20 protein-coding genes are annotated in these 19,130 nt (G+C 43.8%); 11 read left to right on the top strand and 9 right to left on the bottom strand.

The annotated features are described in order from the left end of the window. The first annotated feature begins 5 nt into the window (after positions 1-5). From GTK07_RS02615 to GTK07_RS02595, 5 genes are all read left to right on the top strand, one after another. On the top strand, positions 6-623 hold the full coding sequence (locus tag GTK07_RS02615) for an SIMPL domain-containing protein (protein WP_163632747.1): 618 nt from the start codon (positions 6-8) through the stop codon (positions 621-623). A 191-nt stretch (positions 624-814) separates the two neighbouring features. Beyond that, a complete protein-coding gene (locus GTK07_RS02610) occupies positions 815-1,480 on the top strand; it encodes a succinate dehydrogenase cytochrome b subunit (protein WP_163632745.1) in 666 nt (221 codons plus the stop codon). A 2-nt stretch (positions 1,481-1,482) separates the two neighbouring features. Next, positions 1,483-3,486 (top strand): fumarate reductase/succinate dehydrogenase flavoprotein subunit, encoded by a 2,004-nt coding sequence (locus GTK07_RS02605; RefSeq protein ID WP_163632743.1) that lies wholly within the window; start codon positions 1,483-1,485, stop codon positions 3,484-3,486. Positions 3,487-3,550: 64 nt separating this feature from the next. Continuing rightward, complete coding sequence (locus tag GTK07_RS02600) at positions 3,551-4,297, top strand: succinate dehydrogenase/fumarate reductase iron-sulfur subunit (protein ID WP_163632741.1); 747 nt, start codon at positions 3,551-3,553, stop codon at positions 4,295-4,297. Positions 4,298-4,516: 219 nt separating this feature from the next. Beyond that, entirely contained in the window at positions 4,517-4,996 is a 480-nt protein-coding gene (locus GTK07_RS02595; RefSeq protein ID WP_163632739.1) for a very short patch repair endonuclease, read from the top strand. Here the strand turns inward: GTK07_RS02595 and GTK07_RS02590 are convergent. Further along, positions 4,980-5,684: an XRE family transcriptional regulator gene (locus tag GTK07_RS02590; RefSeq protein ID WP_163632737.1), complete on the bottom strand. Its 705-nt coding sequence runs from the start codon at positions 5,682-5,684 to the stop codon at positions 4,980-4,982. The two genes, GTK07_RS02595 and GTK07_RS02590, sit on opposite strands and share 17 nt — an antisense overlap. Before the next feature lie 144 nt (positions 5,685-5,828). Here GTK07_RS02590 and GTK07_RS02585 point away from each other — a divergent pair, with 144 nt between their 5' ends. After that, complete coding sequence (locus GTK07_RS02585) at positions 5,829-6,149, top strand: hypothetical protein (RefSeq protein WP_163632735.1); 321 nt, start codon at positions 5,829-5,831, stop codon at positions 6,147-6,149. Here GTK07_RS02585 and GTK07_RS02580 read toward each other — a convergent pair. From GTK07_RS02580 to trhO, 8 genes are all read right to left on the bottom strand, one after another. Next, positions 6,135-6,653 carry a GNAT family N-acetyltransferase gene (locus GTK07_RS02580; RefSeq protein ID WP_163632733.1) on the bottom strand — a complete coding sequence of 173 codons (519 nt, stop codon included), beginning with the start codon at positions 6,651-6,653 and terminating at the stop codon, positions 6,135-6,137. The genes GTK07_RS02585 and GTK07_RS02580 overlap by 15 nt on opposite strands. A gap of 323 nt (positions 6,654-6,976) precedes the next feature. Continuing rightward, positions 6,977-7,630 carry a 3-oxoacid CoA-transferase subunit B gene (locus tag GTK07_RS02575; protein ID WP_163632730.1) on the bottom strand — a complete coding sequence of 218 codons (654 nt, stop codon included), beginning with the start codon at positions 7,628-7,630 and terminating at the stop codon, positions 6,977-6,979. Positions 7,631-7,652: 22 nt separating this feature from the next. Continuing rightward, positions 7,653-8,018, bottom strand: coding sequence for a four helix bundle protein (locus tag GTK07_RS02570; protein ID WP_163632728.1), 366 nt, complete (start codon positions 8,016-8,018; stop codon positions 7,653-7,655). Positions 8,019-8,041: 23 nt separating this feature from the next. Then, a complete protein-coding gene (locus GTK07_RS02565) occupies positions 8,042-8,743 on the bottom strand; it encodes a CoA transferase subunit A (protein ID WP_163632726.1) in 702 nt (233 codons plus the stop codon). A 102-nt stretch (positions 8,744-8,845) separates the two neighbouring features. Further along, positions 8,846-11,176 carry a penicillin-binding protein 1A gene (locus GTK07_RS02560; RefSeq protein WP_163632724.1) on the bottom strand — a complete coding sequence of 777 codons (2,331 nt, stop codon included), beginning with the start codon at positions 11,174-11,176 and terminating at the stop codon, positions 8,846-8,848. 3 nt (positions 11,177-11,179) lie between these two features. After that, a complete protein-coding gene (locus GTK07_RS02555; protein ID WP_163632722.1) occupies positions 11,180-11,668 on the bottom strand; it encodes a gliding motility lipoprotein GldH in 489 nt (162 codons plus the stop codon). Further along, the gene (locus tag GTK07_RS02550) at positions 11,658-12,821 is read right to left on the bottom strand and encodes a PSP1 domain-containing protein (RefSeq protein WP_163632720.1); all 1,164 of its coding nucleotides are present in this window, start codon (positions 12,819-12,821) and stop codon (positions 11,658-11,660) included. Before GTK07_RS02550 ends, GTK07_RS02555 begins: the two co-directional genes overlap by 11 nt. Positions 12,822-12,923: 102 nt before the next feature. Continuing rightward, positions 12,924-13,955 carry an oxygen-dependent tRNA uridine(34) hydroxylase TrhO gene (gene trhO / locus GTK07_RS02545; protein ID WP_163632719.1) on the bottom strand — a complete coding sequence of 344 codons (1,032 nt, stop codon included), beginning with the start codon at positions 13,953-13,955 and terminating at the stop codon, positions 12,924-12,926. Between the two features lie 276 nt (positions 13,956-14,231). On the opposite strand from trhO, the gene recA reads away from it, so the two are divergent. From recA to GTK07_RS02520, 5 genes are all read left to right on the top strand, one after another. After that, positions 14,232-15,239: a recombinase RecA gene (recA, locus tag GTK07_RS02540; RefSeq protein WP_163632717.1), complete on the top strand. Its 1,008-nt coding sequence runs from the start codon at positions 14,232-14,234 to the stop codon at positions 15,237-15,239. A gap of 97 nt (positions 15,240-15,336) precedes the next feature. Continuing rightward, positions 15,337-15,777: a hypothetical protein gene (locus GTK07_RS02535; protein ID WP_163632715.1), complete on the top strand. Its 441-nt coding sequence runs from the start codon at positions 15,337-15,339 to the stop codon at positions 15,775-15,777. A 28-nt stretch (positions 15,778-15,805) separates the two neighbouring features. Beyond that, complete coding sequence (locus GTK07_RS02530; RefSeq protein WP_163632713.1) at positions 15,806-16,336, top strand: RNA polymerase sigma factor; 531 nt, start codon at positions 15,806-15,808, stop codon at positions 16,334-16,336. A gap of 11 nt (positions 16,337-16,347) precedes the next feature. Next, a complete protein-coding gene (locus GTK07_RS02525) occupies positions 16,348-17,832 on the top strand; it encodes an outer membrane beta-barrel protein (protein ID WP_163632711.1) in 1,485 nt (494 codons plus the stop codon). 136 nt (positions 17,833-17,968) lie between these two features. After that, positions 17,969-19,129 (top strand): histidine kinase, encoded by a 1,161-nt coding sequence (locus GTK07_RS02520; protein ID WP_203583701.1) that lies wholly within the window; start codon positions 17,969-17,971, stop codon positions 19,127-19,129. Position 19,130: the final 1 nt, after the last annotated feature.

The raw sequence follows: 19,130 nt of genomic DNA, 5'->3' as shown, positions 1-19,130 counted from the left end.
TCAATATGAAGAACTTAGTCTATTTGATAATTACCCTGTTGCCCTTTATGGGATTTTCCCAAGACCAGATCACAACCATAAAAGTCAGTGCACGGGCCATCCATATAGATCCTTCGCCCACCTACAAGGCCACGGTATCATTGAGTACGGTTTTTTCCAGTTATGCAGTAGATGGCATGGATTTGCCACAGTTGAAATCCCATTACCAAAAAGCATTGGAATCCAAAGGTATTTCCTGGAATGAACTAAAGGAAACTCCTTACGAATTCGGTTTTGAGACCATGGGGTACGATAAGGAAGGTGCCGTGTACGAATTCACCACTACCTCAACCGAAAAGATGCGGGCTTTCTTGGGGATAAAATCCATGGGGCTTCAACGGTTGAATGCTATTGCCTTATTTGAAATTGATGTGGAAGAAGCGAAAACTTTGTACGAATCCGCATTGCAGGACGCCCGAATCAAAGCGGAGGCCATCGCCAAAACCTTGGGCAAGAAACTGGGAGAGGTCATGATTGTGGAAGACAACCAATATATCGGAAAACAATTGGAAACCGCCATATACTATGACCGTCCGGTTGGGGAATACATCTATACCCTTCAAGTTACTTTTGCCACCTATTGAGATGGGCCTGTAAAATTCCCACAACCATTGACTATAACATTTTTAAGCCCCTTTTGGGGCTTTTTTTGGTTTTTATGGGGCGAATTCTCCTTGCCTATTGCTTAAAACGTTTCTAAATAAGGTATTTCAAACGTTTTATTCCTTGTTAATAACTTGTCCGTACTGTAAATTTGTTGAAAAACTAACTTCTAATGAGTTTGATAAAATCTTCATTGGCCCGGAAATACGTTATGGCACTTTCGGGTCTTTTTTTGGTCATCTTTTTGCTGCTGCATGTGACCATCAATTTGGCTTCGGTGCTTTCCCCCGATTTTTTTAACGAAGCTTCCCACTTTATGGGCTACAACCCGTTGGTACAATTTCTGATGCAACCTATTTTGATCATTGGGGTGATCGTGCATTTTGTGATGGGCTTCGTTCTCGAAATCCAGAATAAAAAAGCACGGAGCATTGGTTATGTAAAATACAATGGAAGTGCCAATGCGCCATGGGTATCCCGAAACATGATTTATTCCGGATTGGTGGTACTCGCCTTTTTGGCCCTGCACTTTTATGATTTTTGGGTACATGAAATGGCCTACAAATATGTGGAGGCCAATCCCGAGGACCCAACCCGTTATTATCATGAAACAGTGGAAAAATTTTCACCTATTTGGAGAACGGTATTGTATGTGATATCCTTTGTGCTCCTAGGACTTCACCTGTGGCACGGATTCGCATCTTCGTTCCAATCCATGGGGGTCAACAACAAGTACACCCCCAACATTAAACGATGCGCCAAAACGTTTGCGGTGGTGGTTCCCCTGCTCTTTGCTTTTATAGCCATTTATCATCACCTTAACCCAATAACACATTAATTATGGGCATATTGGATTCTAAAATTCCATCTGGGCCATTGGCCGACAAATGGACCAAGCATAAAAATGACATCAACCTTGTAAACCCTGCCAACAAAAGGAACATAGACATTATTGTTGTAGGTACTGGACTTGCCGGTGGTGCCGCTGCGGCAACATTGGCCGAGTTGGGTTACAACGTTAAAACTTTCTGCTATCAAGATTCTCCACGTAGGGCACACTCCATTGCTGCCCAGGGAGGTATCAACGCAGCCAAAAATTATCAGGGTGATGGCGACAGTAACTATCGCTTGTTCTACGATACCATCAAAGGGGGCGATTACCGTTCCCGCGAGGCCAACGTATACCGATTGGCTGAGGTATCTGGAAACATCATCGACCAATGTGTGGCACAAGGCGTTCCCTTTGCCCGTGAATATGGGGGTATGTTGGACAACCGCTCCTTTGGAGGGGTATTGGTGTCCCGTACTTTTTATGCAAAAGGACAGACCGGACAGCAATTGTTGTTGGGTGCCTATGCAGCCATGAACCGTCAGATCAACCGTGGTAAGATCCAATCCTTCACCCGTCATGAAATGATGGATTTGGTTTTGGTTGACGGTAAGGCCCGTGGTATCATTGCCCGCGACTTGGTGTCAGGAAAAATTGAAAGACACAGTGCCCACGCCGTGGTCTTGGCCACAGGAGGGTACGGAAACGTGTTCTTCCTTTCCACCAATGCTATGGGAAGTAACGTAATGGCCGCTTGGAGGGCCCACCGAAAAGGTGCCTTCTTCGCCAATCCATGTTTTACCCAGATTCACCCTACCTGTATTCCTGTTTCCGGAGACCATCAATCCAAATTGACCTTGATGTCCGAATCCCTCCGAAACGATGGACGTATTTGGGTGCCCAAGAAAATGGAAGATGCCGTGGCCATCCGCGAAGGAAAATTGAAGCCTACGCAGATTGCCGAAGAAGACCGTGACTACTATCTGGAAAGAAGATATCCCGCATTTGGTAACCTAGTGCCCCGTGACGTGGCTTCCAGAGCTGCCAAAGAGCGTTGCGATGCCGGATTCGGAGTGAACAAGACCGGAGAGGCCGTTTATTTGGATTTTGCTTCCGCCATCAAACGATATGGAAAAGAAAAGGCCATGACGTCTGGTATCAAAGATCCGGACGAGGCTACCATCATCAAATTGGGCGAGGAAGTCATCGAAGCCAAGTATGGGAACCTTTTCCAGATGTATGAAAAAATCGTGGACGAGAATCCATATAAGACCCCAATGAAAATCTATCCAGCGGTACACTACACCATGGGCGGACTTTGGGTGGATTATAACCTACAGACCACCATACCTGGTTGTTATGCCGCCGGGGAGGCCAACTTTAGCGATCACGGGGCCAACCGTTTGGGAGCCTCTGCGTTGATGCAAGGTCTTGCTGACGGATATTTTGTGCTACCCTACACCATTGGAGACTATCTCTCCAAGGACATTAGGACCGGTAAAATCCCTACCGATTCCCCGGCCTTTGACGAAGCTGAAAAACTGGTCCGCGACCGCATGGAGAAATTGATGTCCGGTTCTGGTATCCACTCCGTGGATTACTATCACAAAAAACTGGGCAAGATTATGTGGAACAAATGTGGTATGGCCCGTAATGCCAAAGGATTGGAAGAAGCCATCAAGGAGATTGCCGAACTGAGAAAAGATTTCTGGGAAAACGTAAAGGTTACCGGAACCATCGAATCCAAAAACCAAGAATTGGAAAAAGCCGGAAGGGTAGCCGATTTCTTGGAGTTGGGTGAGCTGTTTGCCAAGGATGCCCTACACCGAAACGAATCTTGTGGAGGTCACTTCCGTGAAGAGTACCAAACCGAGGAAGGCGAGGCCCTACGTGATGACGAGAACTTTAAATATGTGGCCGCTTGGGAATATGTAGGCGAGCCCAAAGATGCCAAATTACACAAAGAGGATTTGGTATACGAAAACATTGAACTTAAAACAAGGAGTTATAAATAGTTGAAAGTTGATGGTTGATGAAAAACCCAGCAACAAACAACAGACAACGAACAACTACATAACTATGAAATTATATCTAAAAATATGGCGTCAAAAAGACGCCTCCACTCCAGGTAAAATAGTTGATTATACCCTTGACGGTGTTGAAGGGGACATGTCTTTCTTGGAAATGTTGGACATTCTTAACGAGGAATTGGTCTCCAAAGGAGAAGAGCCTGTGGAATTTGACCACGATTGTAGGGAAGGTATCTGCGGAACCTGTTCCTTGCAGATCAATGGGGAGCCCCACGGTCCTGATAGATTGGTAACCACCTGCCAATTGCACATGCGCAAGTTCAATGACGGCGATACCATTGTGATCGAACCGTTCCGTGCCAATGCGTTCCCCGTGATCAAGGATTTGATCGTGGACCGTAGTGCTTTTGACAGGATCCAACAAGCCGGTGGTTACATTTCCGTGAACACTTCTGGAAATACTGTGGATGCCAACTGCATCCCTATCAACAAACACGATGCCGACGAGGCGATGGACGCTGCCACCTGTATTGGTTGTGGTGCCTGTGTGGCCGCTTGTAAAAATGCAAGTGCCATGTTGTTCACCTCGGCCAAGGTATCCCAATTTGCCTTGTTGCCACAAGGTAGGATCGAGGCTGTGGAGCGTGTGCAGAACATGGTGCGCCAAATGGATTTGGAAGGTTTTGGAAACTGTACCAACACGGGAGCTTGCGAAGTGGAATGCCCAAAAGGCATTTCGTTGACCAACATTGCCCGAATGAACAGGGAATACCTTTCCGCTTCGTTGAAGGGATAACCGTTTAGCATATCAAATTACAAAACCCAAACTCCGAATGGAGTTTGGGTTTTTTATTACCTCAAGAGAAGGCTGATGCCGATTCCTTCGACTACGCTCAGGGACCTTGATTAACCAAAACATTAAGGTATGATGTAGATTCTTCATTCGCTTCGCTCACTCAGAATGACAATTCAATTACTAGGCTAGCTTTTCACCAAAACCTTTGTAAATTGTCCTATGCCCAAAAAATATCCACAGGAACGTATCAAGGTACCTCGGTTTAATGAGGAAGGAGGATTTTACACCACGCCGGAGCGTTCCAAGATCATGGGCAAGATCCGTGGTAAAAATACCAAGCCGGAATTGGCCTTTAGAAAAGCGTTATGGGAAGCAGGCTATCGTTATCGCATCGATTACAAAAAACTTATTGGGAAGCCAGATATCGCCCTAAAAAAGTATAAAACGGTCATCTTTATTGATGGGGAGTTCTGGCATGGATACAATTGGGTGGAACGACGGGACAAAATCAAAACCAACCGTGAATTTTGGATCGCCAAAATCGAGCGGAACATCCAACGGGATGAAGAAGTGAACGAAGTCCTGGATGAAATGGGCTATAAGGTGTTCCGGTTTTGGGAAACGGAAGTGAAAAAGAACCTTGATGTTTGTTTGGAAGAAGTCCTCTCCCATTTGGAAAAAATCAAAGCTGCTTTTTGACCACTTTGAAGACTTGGAGCACGTCATTCAACGGCAACTCAAAATCTTGATATTCGGGCGACGTGTTTAAGTTATGACACTGGATGGTCTTGGACTGTTTGTTAAACCCTGTAAGCTGCTTACAGATAATCCTGTCCGCACAGACCAAAACATAAGGCTGATCCCAAAAAGTTTCATTGGCACGGACGAAGCTCTCCTTTTTGATTTCCAAACCCAGCACAAAAGCTTTATTTGGGATGGCGTCACTGGTGGTATTGTTCATCGAATCACCGGAAATTTCAAATACCCGATGGGGCTCATCGGTCAAAAAGTCAATGACAAAACCTGATTGAAACGGATTTTGCATCCCTTCTTTATCGAGGCTTTCCACATATTTTTTTTGCCACTCCACCAAAACCAAGGGAGCCATGACCAAATACTTACCAAAATCCAACGGATAGAACACACTACCGTGTCTGGTGAAAGGTTGTTTCTTGGTATAGGCCTCCCCCATATCGTTGACCTCGTGCATATAGAGTTCCGCAATGGTAAGTCCGAAATACTCGGCAATCTTGGTAAGGTTCTTTATGGGAATGTTGGCATCCTTCCTTTCGTAGAGCTGAATGGTGCGCAAGCTCACACCGATTTCTTTACCCAATTCTGATTGGCTTATATTTTTTTTACGCCTTAACTGCTTAATTATATACATTTATTTTCTATATTGTGTAATATTGTTACGCAATACGCACTAGCCGCAGCAATCTCTCTGCTTTTCTGTAATTGGGTTACAGGCCAAATATAGAAAATAGGATTTGACCCCAACAAGATATTGTTCATTCTCAACAGAATTTATATGGGTTCCAATAAAGGCTTAGGCTTGGTTATTAAAAGTGACATTATTTTCCACGACAGTGACTATGGTAAGCCGATCAGTGAAAAGCTTTCCGAAGTCATCCGCAGAAATGTTTCCAAAGATGATTTTGCCAATATTGCCATTCAAAGCCATGTGAGCTTTTCCACCATTCGGGATGTGGTCTACCGCACCAATAGTCTCACCAAAATGAATGCCCAAGCTATTGCCTTGCTCATACATGCCGCCTTTGAAAATTCCATTGCCTACAAACTTCGCGCCGAAAGCGATATCCTGTATTTGGGAAAATTATTGAAGGTCTAGCCGCAACAGCCAATCGGTCTGCTTGTCTGTTCCAATATAATAAGGGTGCTCCGCAAATTTCTCAAAACCATGTCTTTGGTAAAATCTGATGGCCTTTGGATTGCGTTCCCAAACTCCCAACCAAATAAAGGTTTTACCCAACTTCTTTCCCATACGGATAATCTCTTGGAGCATCCACGCACCAATCTGTTTTCCTTGGTGGGATTCCAGCACATAGATGCGTTCGATTTCTACGGCCCTGGGATCTTTGATGTCGGTTTGTGATTCGTTTAAGTTGAGTTTAAAATATCCGACCAACTCTTTCCCCTCAAATATAAAATAGAACAGCGAATTGGCATCGTTGAGTTCCGAGGCCATCTTATCCGGACGAAAGGCCTTCTGAAGATAGTCCTGAAAATCCTTCGGGTCGTTGTCCTTTTCAAAAGCGGCTGTAAACGTTTCCTTTGAAATGTTGACCAAGGCATCCAAATCGGCATGGGTGCACGCCCGTAAGGTTAGTGCCATCTTATTGTTTTTGCTTAAAAATATCGCAAAAAAAAGAGCCTAACAAAGTTGCCGGCTCCAATTTTTTCAGGGGGAAGGATTTAAAGTCTAAAGCATAAAAAGCTTTTTGATCAAGAGCATAAATCCAGTAAAAAAGTCGTTTCGGTAAACTTGAACGCTTTCGTCCATTGTGTTGTTAGATTTGAGGGCCATGGTAGTCTGGTTTTAGGATATTAATTTGGGTCAAATAATCGATATAACCAAATGTAAATCCGATAAACGGTAATTTAAAACTAATGTTGTGTAATGATTTCTTTTTGTTGTAAAAAAACGGTTGGTATTTGCTAAATATTCATTTCGGGGATTTCTCCTTCCACAATCAGCTTTCCTTCAGTTGCCTTTACAATCACATCAACAGAAACCCCTGGAGCCCTTTCCAGTAACTTAAAACCATCTTCGGTAACTTCCAAAACGGCCAAATTGGTCACGATTTTCTTCACGCAACCTACGCCGGTCAAGGGAAGGGTACATCGTTTCAACAATTTAGATTCACCATCGCGATTGGTATGCATCATGGCCACGATGATGTTTTCGGCCGAGGCCACCAAGTCCATGGCACCCCCCATACCTTTTACCATCTTACCGGGTATTTTCCAATTGGCGATATCGCCATTCTCAGATACCTCCATGGCACCCAAAATGGTGAGGTGTACATGTTTGCCCCGAATCATGGCAAAACTGGTGGCAGAATCAAAAAAAGAGGCGCCTGGTAAGGTGGTAATGGTCTGTTTTCCCGCATTGATGATATCCGGGTCCTCGTCTCCCTCAAAAGGGAAGGGGCCCATGCCCAATACCCCATTTTCACTTTGGAACTCCACACTGATATCGTCCCGCACAAAATTGGCCACCAAGGTGGGAATGCCAATGCCCAAGTTCACATAATACCCGTCCTTGACTTCTTTTGCAATGCGTTTTGCTATTCCGTTCTTATCTAACATAGTTTGAAAATTTCCCGATTGTTCAATTTGAAAGTTTAGTCCTCTTGCTAGAGGAAATAATTTTTGAAATGATCAATATTATTGACCTAAGTTCTCCTACCAATTCATCATTTGGGGATGGATAATGAATGGAATCACGACAAAGCCCCAACCAATATTCCAATTCATCAGCTTCCTTTGCTGCTATCTTAAATTTATGAATGAAATCGGCCAAACTTTCCGCATTTTGGGCTTCCCTAATATTTGCACCAATGGAAGTTCCGCTTCTAAAAATCTGTGAGGCCATTTCGAACTTATTATGACCTCTAATGATTTCTGAAAACTCGATGATATTGAGGGAAAATTCAAAAGTCTTGCCAACTATTAAATTTTGCTTGTCATCTCTCATTTTCAAATAAACTAATCGGTTAATTATATAATTGGTCTGACGGTTCTTTGTTCTATTCGTTTCTCATATTTTTCTCCTTGGAAAATGCGCTGGACAAATATACCGGGGATATGGATTTCATTGGGATCTAGGCTTCCAGCAGGGAGCAATTCCTCCACTTCGGCCACGGTTATGGTAGCCGCCCCGCACATACAGGGATTAAAATTCCTAGCCGTTCCCTTAAATATTAAGTTACCTGCTTCATCTCCTTTCCATGCTTTTACAAAGGAAAAATCAGCTTTAAAGGCAGGTTCCAAAACGTACATTTTACCATCAAATTCTCGGGTTTCCTTGCCTTCGGCCACTTCGGTACCATAACCCGCTGGAGTATAAAAGGCAGGAAAACCCGCTTGTGCTGCCCGGCATTTTTCCGCCAAAGTCCCTTGGGGCGTAAGTTCTACTTCCAATTCCCCGCTGAGCATTTGGCGTTCGAACTCGTCATTTTCACCCACGTACGAGGATATCATTTTTTTTATTTGATGTTTTTGAAGCAACAATCCCAATCCAAAATCATCCACTCCCGCATTATTGGAAATGCAGGTAATGTCCTTGATGCCTAACCGTACCAGTTCTGCAATGGCATTTTCCGGGATACCACAAAGTCCAAAACCACCTAACATGAACGTCATGCCGTCTTTTACTCCATGCAAGGCCTGTTGCACATTGGCCACCGTCTTCTTGATCATGTGATTCTCATTTTTGATTGCCTGAAATTACGATTTAAATAAAAAAGCCCCAAGCAAATTGTACTCTGCTTGGGACTAAATGTTGTATAACAAGGAGGTGCCCTAAAAGTCTAGGCCGTCCAAATCATCCTCGGTATCCAAATCGTCATCATTTTGCTGGGCCTCTTTGGAACAATCTATATTGATCGACATTTCCTCTGGAGCTTCAAAGGCATCGGTGGAAACATCCAAATCTTTGTTGGCATAATTCTTTTTCATGTACAAGGCCCAAATAGGAAGTGCCATGGTAGCTCCTTGTCCATAAAGAAGCCGATCGAAATGAATGGCTCTTTCTTCTCCACCAACCCAAACACCAGTGACCAAATTGGGTACCATACCCATAAACCATCCATCACTTTGGTTTTGGGTAGTACCTGTTTTTCCAGCTATCGGGTTGTTCAGTTCATAGGGATATCCGGTCATTACTTCTTTGTACATGGTTTGGTTCTTGCCATAGGCATGGCGTAACCTTCCACCAGAGCCATATTGTGTTACTCCTTCCATCAAATTGACCATGGCATAAGCCACGTCCTTACTCAAAACATCTTTGGTCTCAGGAGTATATTCGTAAAGCACAGTACCGTTCTTATCCTCTATGCGGGTTACCATCACCGGTTTTACATATACCCCCTGGTTGGCAAACGTACCATAGGCCCCGACCATTTCAAAAACATTGATATCCAATGTTCCCAAGGCAATGGAAGGCACTTCAGGAATGTCCTTGGTAATGCCCATATTCCTGGCAATTGAGACTACCGATCCTGGACCCACCCTATCGATCAATTGGGCGGTAACGGAGTTTACTGAGTTGGCTAAAGCACTTTTCAACGTCATATTATCACCAGAATAGGTGCCATCCGAGTTTTTGGGACACCAAGCATCAATATTTCCATGCTTGCCGGGTTCGATACAGTATTGGTTATCGGGCAAGGTATAGCAAGGGGAATAACGCAATTGATCAATGGCAGCCGCGTACACAAAAGGCTTAAAGGTAGACCCAGCCTGTCTGGCTCCCTGGATGACATTGTCATATTGGAAATGTTTGTAGTCAATACCCCCGACCCAAGCCTTTACATGCCCGGTTTGGGGTTCCATAGACATCATGGCCGTCCTTAAAAAGGTTTTGTAATATCTTATGGAATCCAATGGGGTCATGGTGGTGTCCTTTTCATAGGAATCGCTGTTCCAATCAAAAACGGTCATCTCGGCTTTCTTGTGGAAGGTGGCCTCAATTTCTTTATCGGACAAACCTTCCCTTTTCAGATGGCGCCATCTTTCAGAATTTCTCATGGCCCGATCCATAATCGTATCTATTGCCCCTTTGGTCAAATCCAAAAATGGAGCGGTCGGATTTCGTTTGGGCGTATTTTGATTGAAGAATTCGGCCTGCAAATTTTTCATGTGCTCTTGTACAGCTTCCTCGGCGTTACGCTGCATGCGGGAATCCACCGTGGTGTATACCTTTAGCCCATCCAAGTAAATGTTCCATTTTTCACCATCGGGTTTGGGGTTCTTGTCCACCCATCCATTCAACCATCGCTGTAGGTACATTCTAAAATAGGTGGCCAATCCTTCTCGGTGAGATTCCGGACTGAAGTTGATTTTCATTTCAAGCTTCTGTAGAGAATCCTTTTCTTTATCCGTAATGAAATCGTATTTCGCCATCTGTCCCAATACCGTATTCCTTCGGTCCAGCACCAATTGCCTTCTGCGGATGGGATTGTAGTAGGAAGAATTTTTTAGCATTCCCACCAAAACTGCCGATTCCTCGGTACGAAGTTCAGAAGGTTCCTTGCCAAAATAAATCCTAGCCGCAGAACGGATACCATCTGCATTATAATTGAAATCATAGATGTTGAGGTACATGGCTATGATTTCCTCCTTGGTGTAATTGCGTTCCAAACGGGTTGCAATGACCCATTCCTGAACTTTTTGTATGAGTGCATTGGTGGTACTTTCTTTATCCCGAACTCCTATGAAAAGTTGTCTAGCCAACTGTTGCGATATGGTACTTGCTCCTCCTTTTCTGCCCAAATACGCCAAGGCCCTTGCAAAACCAATGGCATCAATGCCAGAGTGGTTATAATATCTAGCATCTTCGGTGGCCACCAGGGCATTCACCAAATTTTTTGGTAAGTTCTCATAGGCGATGGGGGTACGGTTGTCATCCAAATAAAGCTTACCCAAGGTTTCCCCATCGGATGAAATAAATTCGGTTGCCAAATTGGTCTCGGGGTTTTCCAAACGTTCAAAAGTGGGCATCTCGCCGAACACTCCCCATGAGGCCAGCAGAAAAACGAGTATTACGGAAAGTACTCCCGCCCCGAAAAGAATCCAGAACCATTTGATGAATTTAACAAAGCTCTGTTGCTGTTTTTGACCGGTCTTTGCCATTGTTTATTGGGTGCTTTTTTCAATTTCCAAACCAACATCCGTTACGCCTTCAAGAATATGCAGTCCTTCTACAACGCCATTTTTTCTCATGGCATGCGAAACGGTAACCTTATATACGCCTGTTTCGGGAAAAACGATGTTTTCCTTGAACCAAAGTTTGTTTTCCTTGACACTTCCCATGCCTTTACCCAGCCATTCGCCCGTGGGTTCGGCCATTTTGTATTCCAAAGTGTCCTTGGTGGCATTGCCACTGGGATATTCCAACTCCGCAATCAAGAATAAATTGCTAAATGGAAAAGAATCATCGTTTCTGATATTCAGAAACACATTGTAGGTTGTGGTGGAATCTATCTCGGAAAACTCAAACTGAACCGGTTCGTCCATTTGCCATTTACCATCTTTGATGGGTTTGTACTTGGAATAGACCAGTTGGTCATTGCATGAGGACAATGCTGCAATGGCGATGAGTAAAACCAATAGGCTATTTCGCATTGGATGATGCTTTAGGTTTGGACTTTCTCCGGTTTTTATTGTTCCTGCGCTTTTTGTTCTTGGGTTTGTCAAAACGCGTCAAGCTATCCTGGCCTACCACATTTTCAAATGTGGTCTTCTCTTCGCTGACATTGTCCACAGCATAATCTTCCAAGCTATCGATTTTCTCGTTGTTCTTGTTGAGTTCCAAAATTTCCAGAACTTGTTCCTTGGACAGGGCGTGCCATGTTGCGGGATCATCTTTATAGGAAAACCAAAGGGTCTCCTTGAAAATATCCGCTTTTTGACAGAAGGCCAATCCTTTTTTGGTCATAATTTTGCTGTCCTGCGGTGGAAAATCCTGCAGGGCCTCCATGTACATATCTAGCTCGTAATTTAGGCAGCATTTGAGCTTACCACATTGCCCGGCCAATTTTTGCGGGTTAAGGGCCAATTGCTGGTATCTGGCGGAGGCAGTGCTGACCGATCTAAAGTCCGAAAGCCATGTGGAACAGCACAATTCACGCCCACAAGAACCTATTCCCCCCAACCGTTGGGCCTCTTGCCTATAGCCTATTTGGCGCATTTCAATACGGATACCAAAGGCCTTGGCCATGTCTTTGATCAATTGTCTAAAATCGACCCTATCCTCAGCAGTATAATAAAAGGTTGCCTTGGATCCGTCGCCTTGGAATTCCACATCACTGAGTTTCATTTCCAATTTGAGGGCAATCGCAATCTCCCGGGACCGCTTTTTTATCTCCTCTTCCCTATCCCTACATTTTTGCCAAATATCGATGTCTCGTTGGGTGGCCTTTCGGTAAATCTTAGGAAGTGTTTTATCGTCTGGCGAAACTTTTTTTCGTTTCATTTGAACACGGACCAATTCGCCGGTAAGCGTCACCACACCAACGTCGTGACCAGACTTGGATTGGGTGGCCACTACATCGCCAATACCCAAAGAGAGATTTTCGGAATTTCTGTAAAATTCCTTCCTACTGTTCTTGAAACGCACCTCAACACAGTCAAAAGGAGTTTGACCGTTGGGCAACGACATATTGGAAAGCCAGTCAAAGACCGTTAGCTTGTTACAACCATCAGTGCCGCAAGTACCATTGTTCTTGCAACCACGCGGTTGTCCATCCTTCCCGGTTGAACAACTGCTACACGCCATATATAGTATCTTGATTTAAAGAAACCTGAAAAGTTTCCTTAAATAGGGTTCATAAATAATTCTTATGGTAAATATAGTATAATTTATAGCAGTGGTGAAATGCTATCTCTTGTATTTCAAAATGGGGGAACGTCCCTTTTTGAATATTTTGTTGCTGGCCCCCTTGCCTTTACGCAATTGTTTCTGTTCCTCTTCGGGCAATGCATGGATCTCTTGGCACTCCACAGAGCAACATTGATCCATGGTTTCCGCGCACTCCTCACACTGTATGAACAATAGATGGCAGGCCTCGTTGGCACAGTTTACATGGTTATCACAAGGTTTGCCACATTGATGGCAATGGGAAATCACATCCTCTGAAATCCTTTCTCCCCTGCGATGGTCGAACACAAAGTTTTTACCCAAGAACTTATTTTCAAGTTGTTGCTCCCTCACTTGACGAGTGTACTCGATAATGCCTCCTTCAAGCTGGTATACATTTTTAAATCCTTTGTGTTTGTAGTAGGCGCTGGCCTTTTCGCAACGGATTCCTCCGGTACAGTACATGACCAGTTTTTTGTCTTCCTTGTGTTCTGCAAGATCTCTTTCAATAATATCCAAGGAATCCCTAAAAGTGTCTACATCAGGCGTGATGGCATTTTTAAAATGGCCTATTTCACTCTCGTAATGGTTCCGCATATCCACTAAAACCGTATCAGGGTCCTCTATCAACCTGTTGAATTCTTCGGCGCCAACATGGATCCCCTTGTTTGTCACATCAAAAGTGGCATCGTTAAGACCGTCTGCCACAATTTTCCTGCGCACCTTTACCTTCAATTTTAAAAAGGATTTATTATCCTGTTCAATGGCAATGTTCAGTCTTACATTTTCCAAAAAACTGATGCTATCAAGATAATTTTTAAAGTCCGCAAATTTTTCTGCCGGTACGGAAAGTTGGGCGTTGATTCCCTCGTTGGCCACATAAATGCGACCAAGAACATCCATTTGGTCCCACGTAATGAAAAGGTGGTTCCTTAAAATGTGGGGGTTGCCAATATGTGCATATTTATAGAAAGAGATGGTAAGCCGATCCTTGCCGGCCTCCTCTATGAGCTTTTCCCTTTCTTTTGCACTTAAGGTATTGTACAGTTGCATGCTATATCAATAATTAAGTTTAAGAATGGATCATTTTCCAGGACAAAGATAAGCATTCGTGATCGGGAGAAAATAAGCGGGCCCCAATTTGGGGCCCGCCTACCTTTTTATAATCTTTTTCAAAGCTATATTTCTTCCCACCCTGTATTTGCGAGCTTGGCACAGCTCTATAAATATGAGTTAGTACCCATTAGATACGATGTTATTAAAAAGGTTGCGTGCCTTTTGTCGTATGTAGAAAGAAATGGTATTTTAGCCTTCCTAATCATTTGAACCATGAGCAACGATAAAGAAGCAAAATTAAAAGCCCTTAAACTAACCCTAGACAAATTGGACAAGACCTATGGCAAGGGTGCGGTCATGAAAATGGGCGATAGTGTTGTTGAGGATGTTGAGGTCATTTCTTCGGGATCGTTGGGATTGGATATTGCCTTGGGTGTGGGTGGTTATCCCAGGGGAAGGGTCATTGAAATCTATGGCCCGGAATCTTCCGGTAAAACCACATTGACCCTTCATGCCATTGCCGAAGCGCAAAAAGCTGGTGGCATTGCCGCCTTTATTGATGCGGAACATGCCTTTGATCGCTTTTATGCCCAAAAATTGGGGGTCGATATAGACAACCTGATCATATCACAACCCGATCACGGGGAGCAGGCTTTGGAAATTGCCGAAAACCTGATCCGCTCAGGGGCTATTGACATTGTGATCATCGATTCCGTTGCGGCGCTGACACCAAAAAGTGAGATCGAAGGTGAGATGGGGGATTCCAAAATGGGCCTTCATGCCAGATTGATGTCCCAAGCCTTGCGAAAATTGACATCCACTATCAGTAAGACCAAGTGTACCGTAATCTTTATCAACCAATTACGTGAAAAAATTGGAGTAATGTTCGGGAACCCTGAAACCACTACCGGAGGTAATGCCCTTAAATTTTACGCCTCTGTTCGATTGGATATCAGAAGGTCGACGCAGATCAAGGATACCGACGGGGAAATACAAGGAAATAAAACCCGGGTGAAAGTGGTCAAGAACAAAGTGGCGCCACCTTTCAAAACTGCAGAATTCGACATCATGTATGGCGAAGGTATCTCCAAAATAGGGGAAATCCTGGATTTGGGAGTCGCTTACGAAATCGTGAAAAAAAGTGGTTCGTGGTTCAGCTACGGAGATACTAAATTAGGGCAGGGCAGGGATGCCGTAAAAGCCCTTTTGTTGGACAATCCGGAGCTTTCCGATGAGTTGGAGAACAAGATCAAAGAAGCCATTACCGCAGTAAAGGCCTAAACTGGTTTCTTTTTGGGCAAAATAGACATTTGGTTCTAAACATCCTTACGCAACCCTTGGCACTACAGTACATCTAGGGAATAAAAAGGATTAGATTATGAAAAAAGTGTTAATGCCCTTATTGTTGTTTGTGGCATGCTCATGGTTCAGTTCATGCGATCTGGACGATGATTCCCCCAATTTTTACTTCACTACCCTAAATGTTGTGGAAGCGGATGTTCCTGAATCGTTCGTTTTTGGAGAAACCTACGACATTGATGTTACTTATGTTAGACCCAACGGCTGTACCTTCTTTGAAGGATTTGATGTAACCAAGACCGCGGAAACCGATCGTGACATTGTGGTGATCGGTTCTGTGTTGACGGACGAGAACAGGGCATGTACCGAAGCGTTGGAGGAAGTTGTGGCCACCTTAAAGTTCAGCGTAATTTATACCAACGAGTATCATTTTAGATTTTACACGGGTGACGATGAGAACGGGAACGCTACCTTCGTGGAATATACCATTCCTGTAACGGAAGAAGCGCCCACAAACTAGAAAACAACAATCCAAAATTGACCAACATTTGGATCTGGAAGAACTGATAAATAATTGCAAAAACGGCAAACGACAGGCGCAGGCCGAACTATACCGGAGATATTCCGGTATTCTTTTCGGTATGTGTCTCAAGTATTCGCGCAATAAAACAGAGGCAGAGGACCATCTGCATGATAGTTTTATGACCATTTTTGAAAAAATTGACCAGTACAGCTTCCAGGGTTCCTTTGAGGGTTGGATGAAACGCATTACCGTAAACACCGTTCTTCAGAAATACAGAAAGGAACAACACCTCAACGTAATTTCTGAAAATATTGAGGAAGAGGAGGAAGTGGATACCGAACAGACCGATATCAGTCTTTCCACACTTTTGGCACATATACAGGATTTGCCGCACAAGTATAGGCTTACGTTCAGCCTTTATGTATTGGACGGCTATAGCCATAAAGAGATCAGTGAGATGTTGGGGACATCCACGGGTACCTCAAAATCGAATTTGGCACGTGCCAAAACCATATTGAGGGAGAAAATAGAAAAAACCAAAGTTAACATTGCTTAAATAGACTCACGATGGGGAAAAAGAATTTAGAGCAATTGTTCAAGGACACCTTCCGAGATTTTCAGGAGGTACCAGATGAAAAAGTCTGGAAATCCATTGAATCGTCGTTGGACAAAAGGAAACAGAAGAAACGGGTCATTCCAATTTGGTGGCGCCTTGGTGGTGTTGCCGCAGCGGCGGCCCTGTTGTTCTTCTTGATCGATCCTTTAGATAAGGAGCCGATCCATGATCAGACCATTACGGATACCGAAACTACTGTTGTGCCTACTCAGCAGGATCCTTCGGATGTTGACGACGGCGACTTCCAAGATCCATCCGGTAGCCAGAAAACCGAACAGATGGCAGGCACGGCTGGAGATACCGAATCGGCCAAAGAAACGTGGGGCATTGAAAAGACTACCGTCCCTTCGGAACGAGTGGCAGGCACCGATAGGAATCATGACGATTATGATGCCTGGACGGGTTCAAAAAACAAGACATCCAAAGAAAAGAACGCTATCGCCAGTAATACCGATGGAAATTCTAAAAAAGAAGGTGAAGAAGTTGCGAACCAAAATAAAAAACAACTTTCCGGTAATTTGAATCCAAACAAAGAGGTCATTGCGGATAACCTCAACCTAAAGGATGGTCATAAAGATCCGATTGGTTCCAATAAAGAAGAAGATGCCGTTGCCCTAAATGACGAGGAAGAAATACAACCTGAAAAGAAATCCATTTTTGATGCCATTAAGGAACAACAGGAAGAAGAGGATATTGTGGCCCAAAGTACTTCTGGCAAATGGTCCGTTGGCCCATCAGTGGCCCCGGTATATTTTAGTGCGGCCGGAAACGGGTCTCCGATCCATTCCGATTTCGCCTCAAATTCCAAATCAGGCAATCTTAACCTCAGCTACGGGCTCACTGTTGGTTATGATATTGGCAAAAAACTGAAAATACGTTCAGGTATCCACAAGGTAAACTATGGTTATGACACCAATGATGTGGTCTTTTCTTCCACATTGAGAACTGCCTCCAATGAAAAATTCGACAATATCGATTATGGCCAAAATTCTGAAAATGTAGTGGTCCTTAGCAAAAAAAGTGCCGTTTCCGATGTGACCTCCAAGGAAATTGCTTTGAGCGAATCTCCCACATTGGATGGGAAAATGGTACAACAATTGGGCTATATTGAAGTTCCTTTGGAATTGAACTATGCCCTGGTTGACAAAAAGTTCGGGGTAGATTTGATCGGTGGTGTAAGTTCCCTGTTTTTGATAGACAATTCCGTATTGTTGGAGTCCGATGAGCTTATTACCGAAATAGGCGAAGCCAATAATGTAAACTCCACGAATTTCAGTGCAAATGTGGGGATGGGGCTCAACTACAATTTTGCACCCAAGTTCCAGTTGAGCCTTGAACCCGTTTTTAAATATCAATTGAATACCTTTTCCAAAACGGCAGGGGATTTCCGCCCCTATACCATTGGCGTTTACAGTGGTATCAGCTTCAAGTTTTAGGAAACAAAATGTTGGTTAGGAAGATTGTCCCTTTAGACAATCATTTGAGTGCCCCGCCAGAACGGGGCACTTTTTTTGTAATGCCTTCATAATTAAATTTTTATTACTTTTCTTCCATATACTAACCTCATTTATTTTGATCAGTGAATCGTTTGAAGATATCCTCATCTACTTTTCCAAATCCCTGTTAGGAAAGGAAAATGAAGATGACATTCTCTGGGACCTCGCCAAGAATTGCATTGCAAAACTTGGATTCGTGGACTGTGTAATCTATATTTTGGATCAAGAAACGGATATTCTGGTACAAAAGGCGGCCTATGGCCCTAAAAGCCCCAAGGACAAAACTCTTTTCAACCATTTGGAAATTGTCCTAGGACAAGGTATTACCGGGACAGTAGCCAAAACGGGTATTGCCGAAATCATCAACAACACCTCCGAAGACCCCAGATATATTGAGGATGACGACAACCGTCTTTCTGAGATCTGTGTTCCCATAGCCCATGAAAACATTGTATATGGGGTCATAGATTGTGAGCACCCTGAAATTGGATTTTTCACACCACACCATCTTAAAATGCTGACCGCGGTGGCTTCCATTTGCGCCATTAAGATCAAGAGTGTCAGGGCCAACAGGGAGTTGGCAGAAAAGCAGGACAAACTCCTGAAAATTAGGGAAGAGATGCTCGAGCTAAAACTACGTGCCCTCAACTCACAGCTAAATCCACACTTTGTCTTTAATTCATTGAACGCCATACAGTATTTCGTGACCTCGGAAAAAAAGATTCCCGCCTTGGAATATTTGTCCACCTTCAGCAGGTTGATGCGGTTTTATCTGAAGCAATTGGACAAGGATACGGTATCACTATACAACGAAATCGACATGTTGAATTGGTACCTAAAACTTCAGAAATTGCGTTATGACGATTCGTTTGAATATACCATCACCTTGGAAAAAACCATGGATAAATTGGAAGAGGCCATTATTCCGGCTTTCATAATCCACACGCTGTTTGAAAACATTATTGAGCATTCCATGTTCAACCATCACAAGGGACAACATTTCAATATTGTTTTTAAAGCTTCAGCAAAAGAGGTCATTGTGGATGTGGAATACAGAGAACTGGATTCCGACGTGGCCAACCAACCAGAATATAGGGACAGTATCCTAAAATGGCAGGACCAAATAGAGCTGCTAAATACCGTAAAGGGGTACGCCATTCAAAACAAGAACGTCACGGTGACGAACGGCACAAAAGAATACAGGAAAACCACCCTAACATTACCCAATCTTATGTAAG

It is taken from the genome of Flagellimonas sediminis (genome assembly GCF_010500845.1).
Taxonomy (GTDB): Bacteria; Bacteroidota; Bacteroidia; order Flavobacteriales; family Flavobacteriaceae; genus Flagellimonas; species Flagellimonas sediminis.
This window is presented reverse-complemented; position numbering and strand designations above follow the sequence as displayed.

What these genes read in the sequence shown, in the direction of transcription:
- GTK07_RS02590 (WP_163632737.1), bottom strand. Translation starts at nt 5,684, where the DNA reads ATGTATATAATTAAGCAGTTAAGGCGTAAAAAAAATATAAGCCAATCA.
- GTK07_RS02580 (WP_163632733.1), bottom strand. Translation starts at nt 6,653, where the DNA reads ATGGCACTAACCTTACGGGCGTGCACCCATGCCGATTTGGATGCCTTG.
- GTK07_RS02610 (WP_163632745.1), top strand. Translation starts at nt 815, where the DNA reads ATGAGTTTGATAAAATCTTCATTGGCCCGGAAATACGTTATGGCACTT.
- GTK07_RS02595 (WP_163632739.1), top strand. Translation starts at nt 4,517, where the DNA reads ATGCCCAAAAAATATCCACAGGAACGTATCAAGGTACCTCGGTTTAAT.
- recA (WP_163632717.1), top strand. Translation starts at nt 14,232, where the DNA reads ATGAGCAACGATAAAGAAGCAAAATTAAAAGCCCTTAAACTAACCCTA.
- trhO (WP_163632719.1), bottom strand. Translation starts at nt 13,955, where the DNA reads ATGCAACTGTACAATACCTTAAGTGCAAAAGAAAGGGAAAAGCTCATA.
- GTK07_RS02550 (WP_163632720.1), bottom strand. Translation starts at nt 12,821, where the DNA reads ATGGCGTGTAGCAGTTGTTCAACCGGGAAGGATGGACAACCGCGTGGT.
- GTK07_RS02585 (WP_163632735.1), top strand. Translation starts at nt 5,829, where the DNA reads ATGGGTTCCAATAAAGGCTTAGGCTTGGTTATTAAAAGTGACATTATT.
- GTK07_RS02575 (WP_163632730.1), bottom strand. Translation starts at nt 7,630, where the DNA reads ATGTTAGATAAGAACGGAATAGCAAAACGCATTGCAAAAGAAGTCAAG.
- GTK07_RS02555 (WP_163632722.1), bottom strand. Translation starts at nt 11,668, where the DNA reads ATGCGAAATAGCCTATTGGTTTTACTCATCGCCATTGCAGCATTGTCC.
- GTK07_RS02565 (WP_163632726.1), bottom strand. Translation starts at nt 8,743, where the DNA reads ATGATCAAGAAGACGGTGGCCAATGTGCAACAGGCCTTGCATGGAGTA.
- GTK07_RS02525 (WP_163632711.1), top strand. Translation starts at nt 16,348, where the DNA reads ATGGGGAAAAAGAATTTAGAGCAATTGTTCAAGGACACCTTCCGAGAT.
- GTK07_RS02570 (WP_163632728.1), bottom strand. Translation starts at nt 8,018, where the DNA reads ATGAGAGATGACAAGCAAAATTTAATAGTTGGCAAGACTTTTGAATTT.
- GTK07_RS02535 (WP_163632715.1), top strand. Translation starts at nt 15,337, where the DNA reads ATGAAAAAAGTGTTAATGCCCTTATTGTTGTTTGTGGCATGCTCATGG.
- GTK07_RS02600 (WP_163632741.1), top strand. Translation starts at nt 3,551, where the DNA reads ATGAAATTATATCTAAAAATATGGCGTCAAAAAGACGCCTCCACTCCA.
- GTK07_RS02560 (WP_163632724.1), bottom strand. Translation starts at nt 11,176, where the DNA reads ATGGCAAAGACCGGTCAAAAACAGCAACAGAGCTTTGTTAAATTCATC.
- GTK07_RS02605 (WP_163632743.1), top strand. Translation starts at nt 1,483, where the DNA reads ATGGGCATATTGGATTCTAAAATTCCATCTGGGCCATTGGCCGACAAA.
- GTK07_RS02615 (WP_163632747.1), top strand. Translation starts at nt 6, where the DNA reads ATGAAGAACTTAGTCTATTTGATAATTACCCTGTTGCCCTTTATGGGA.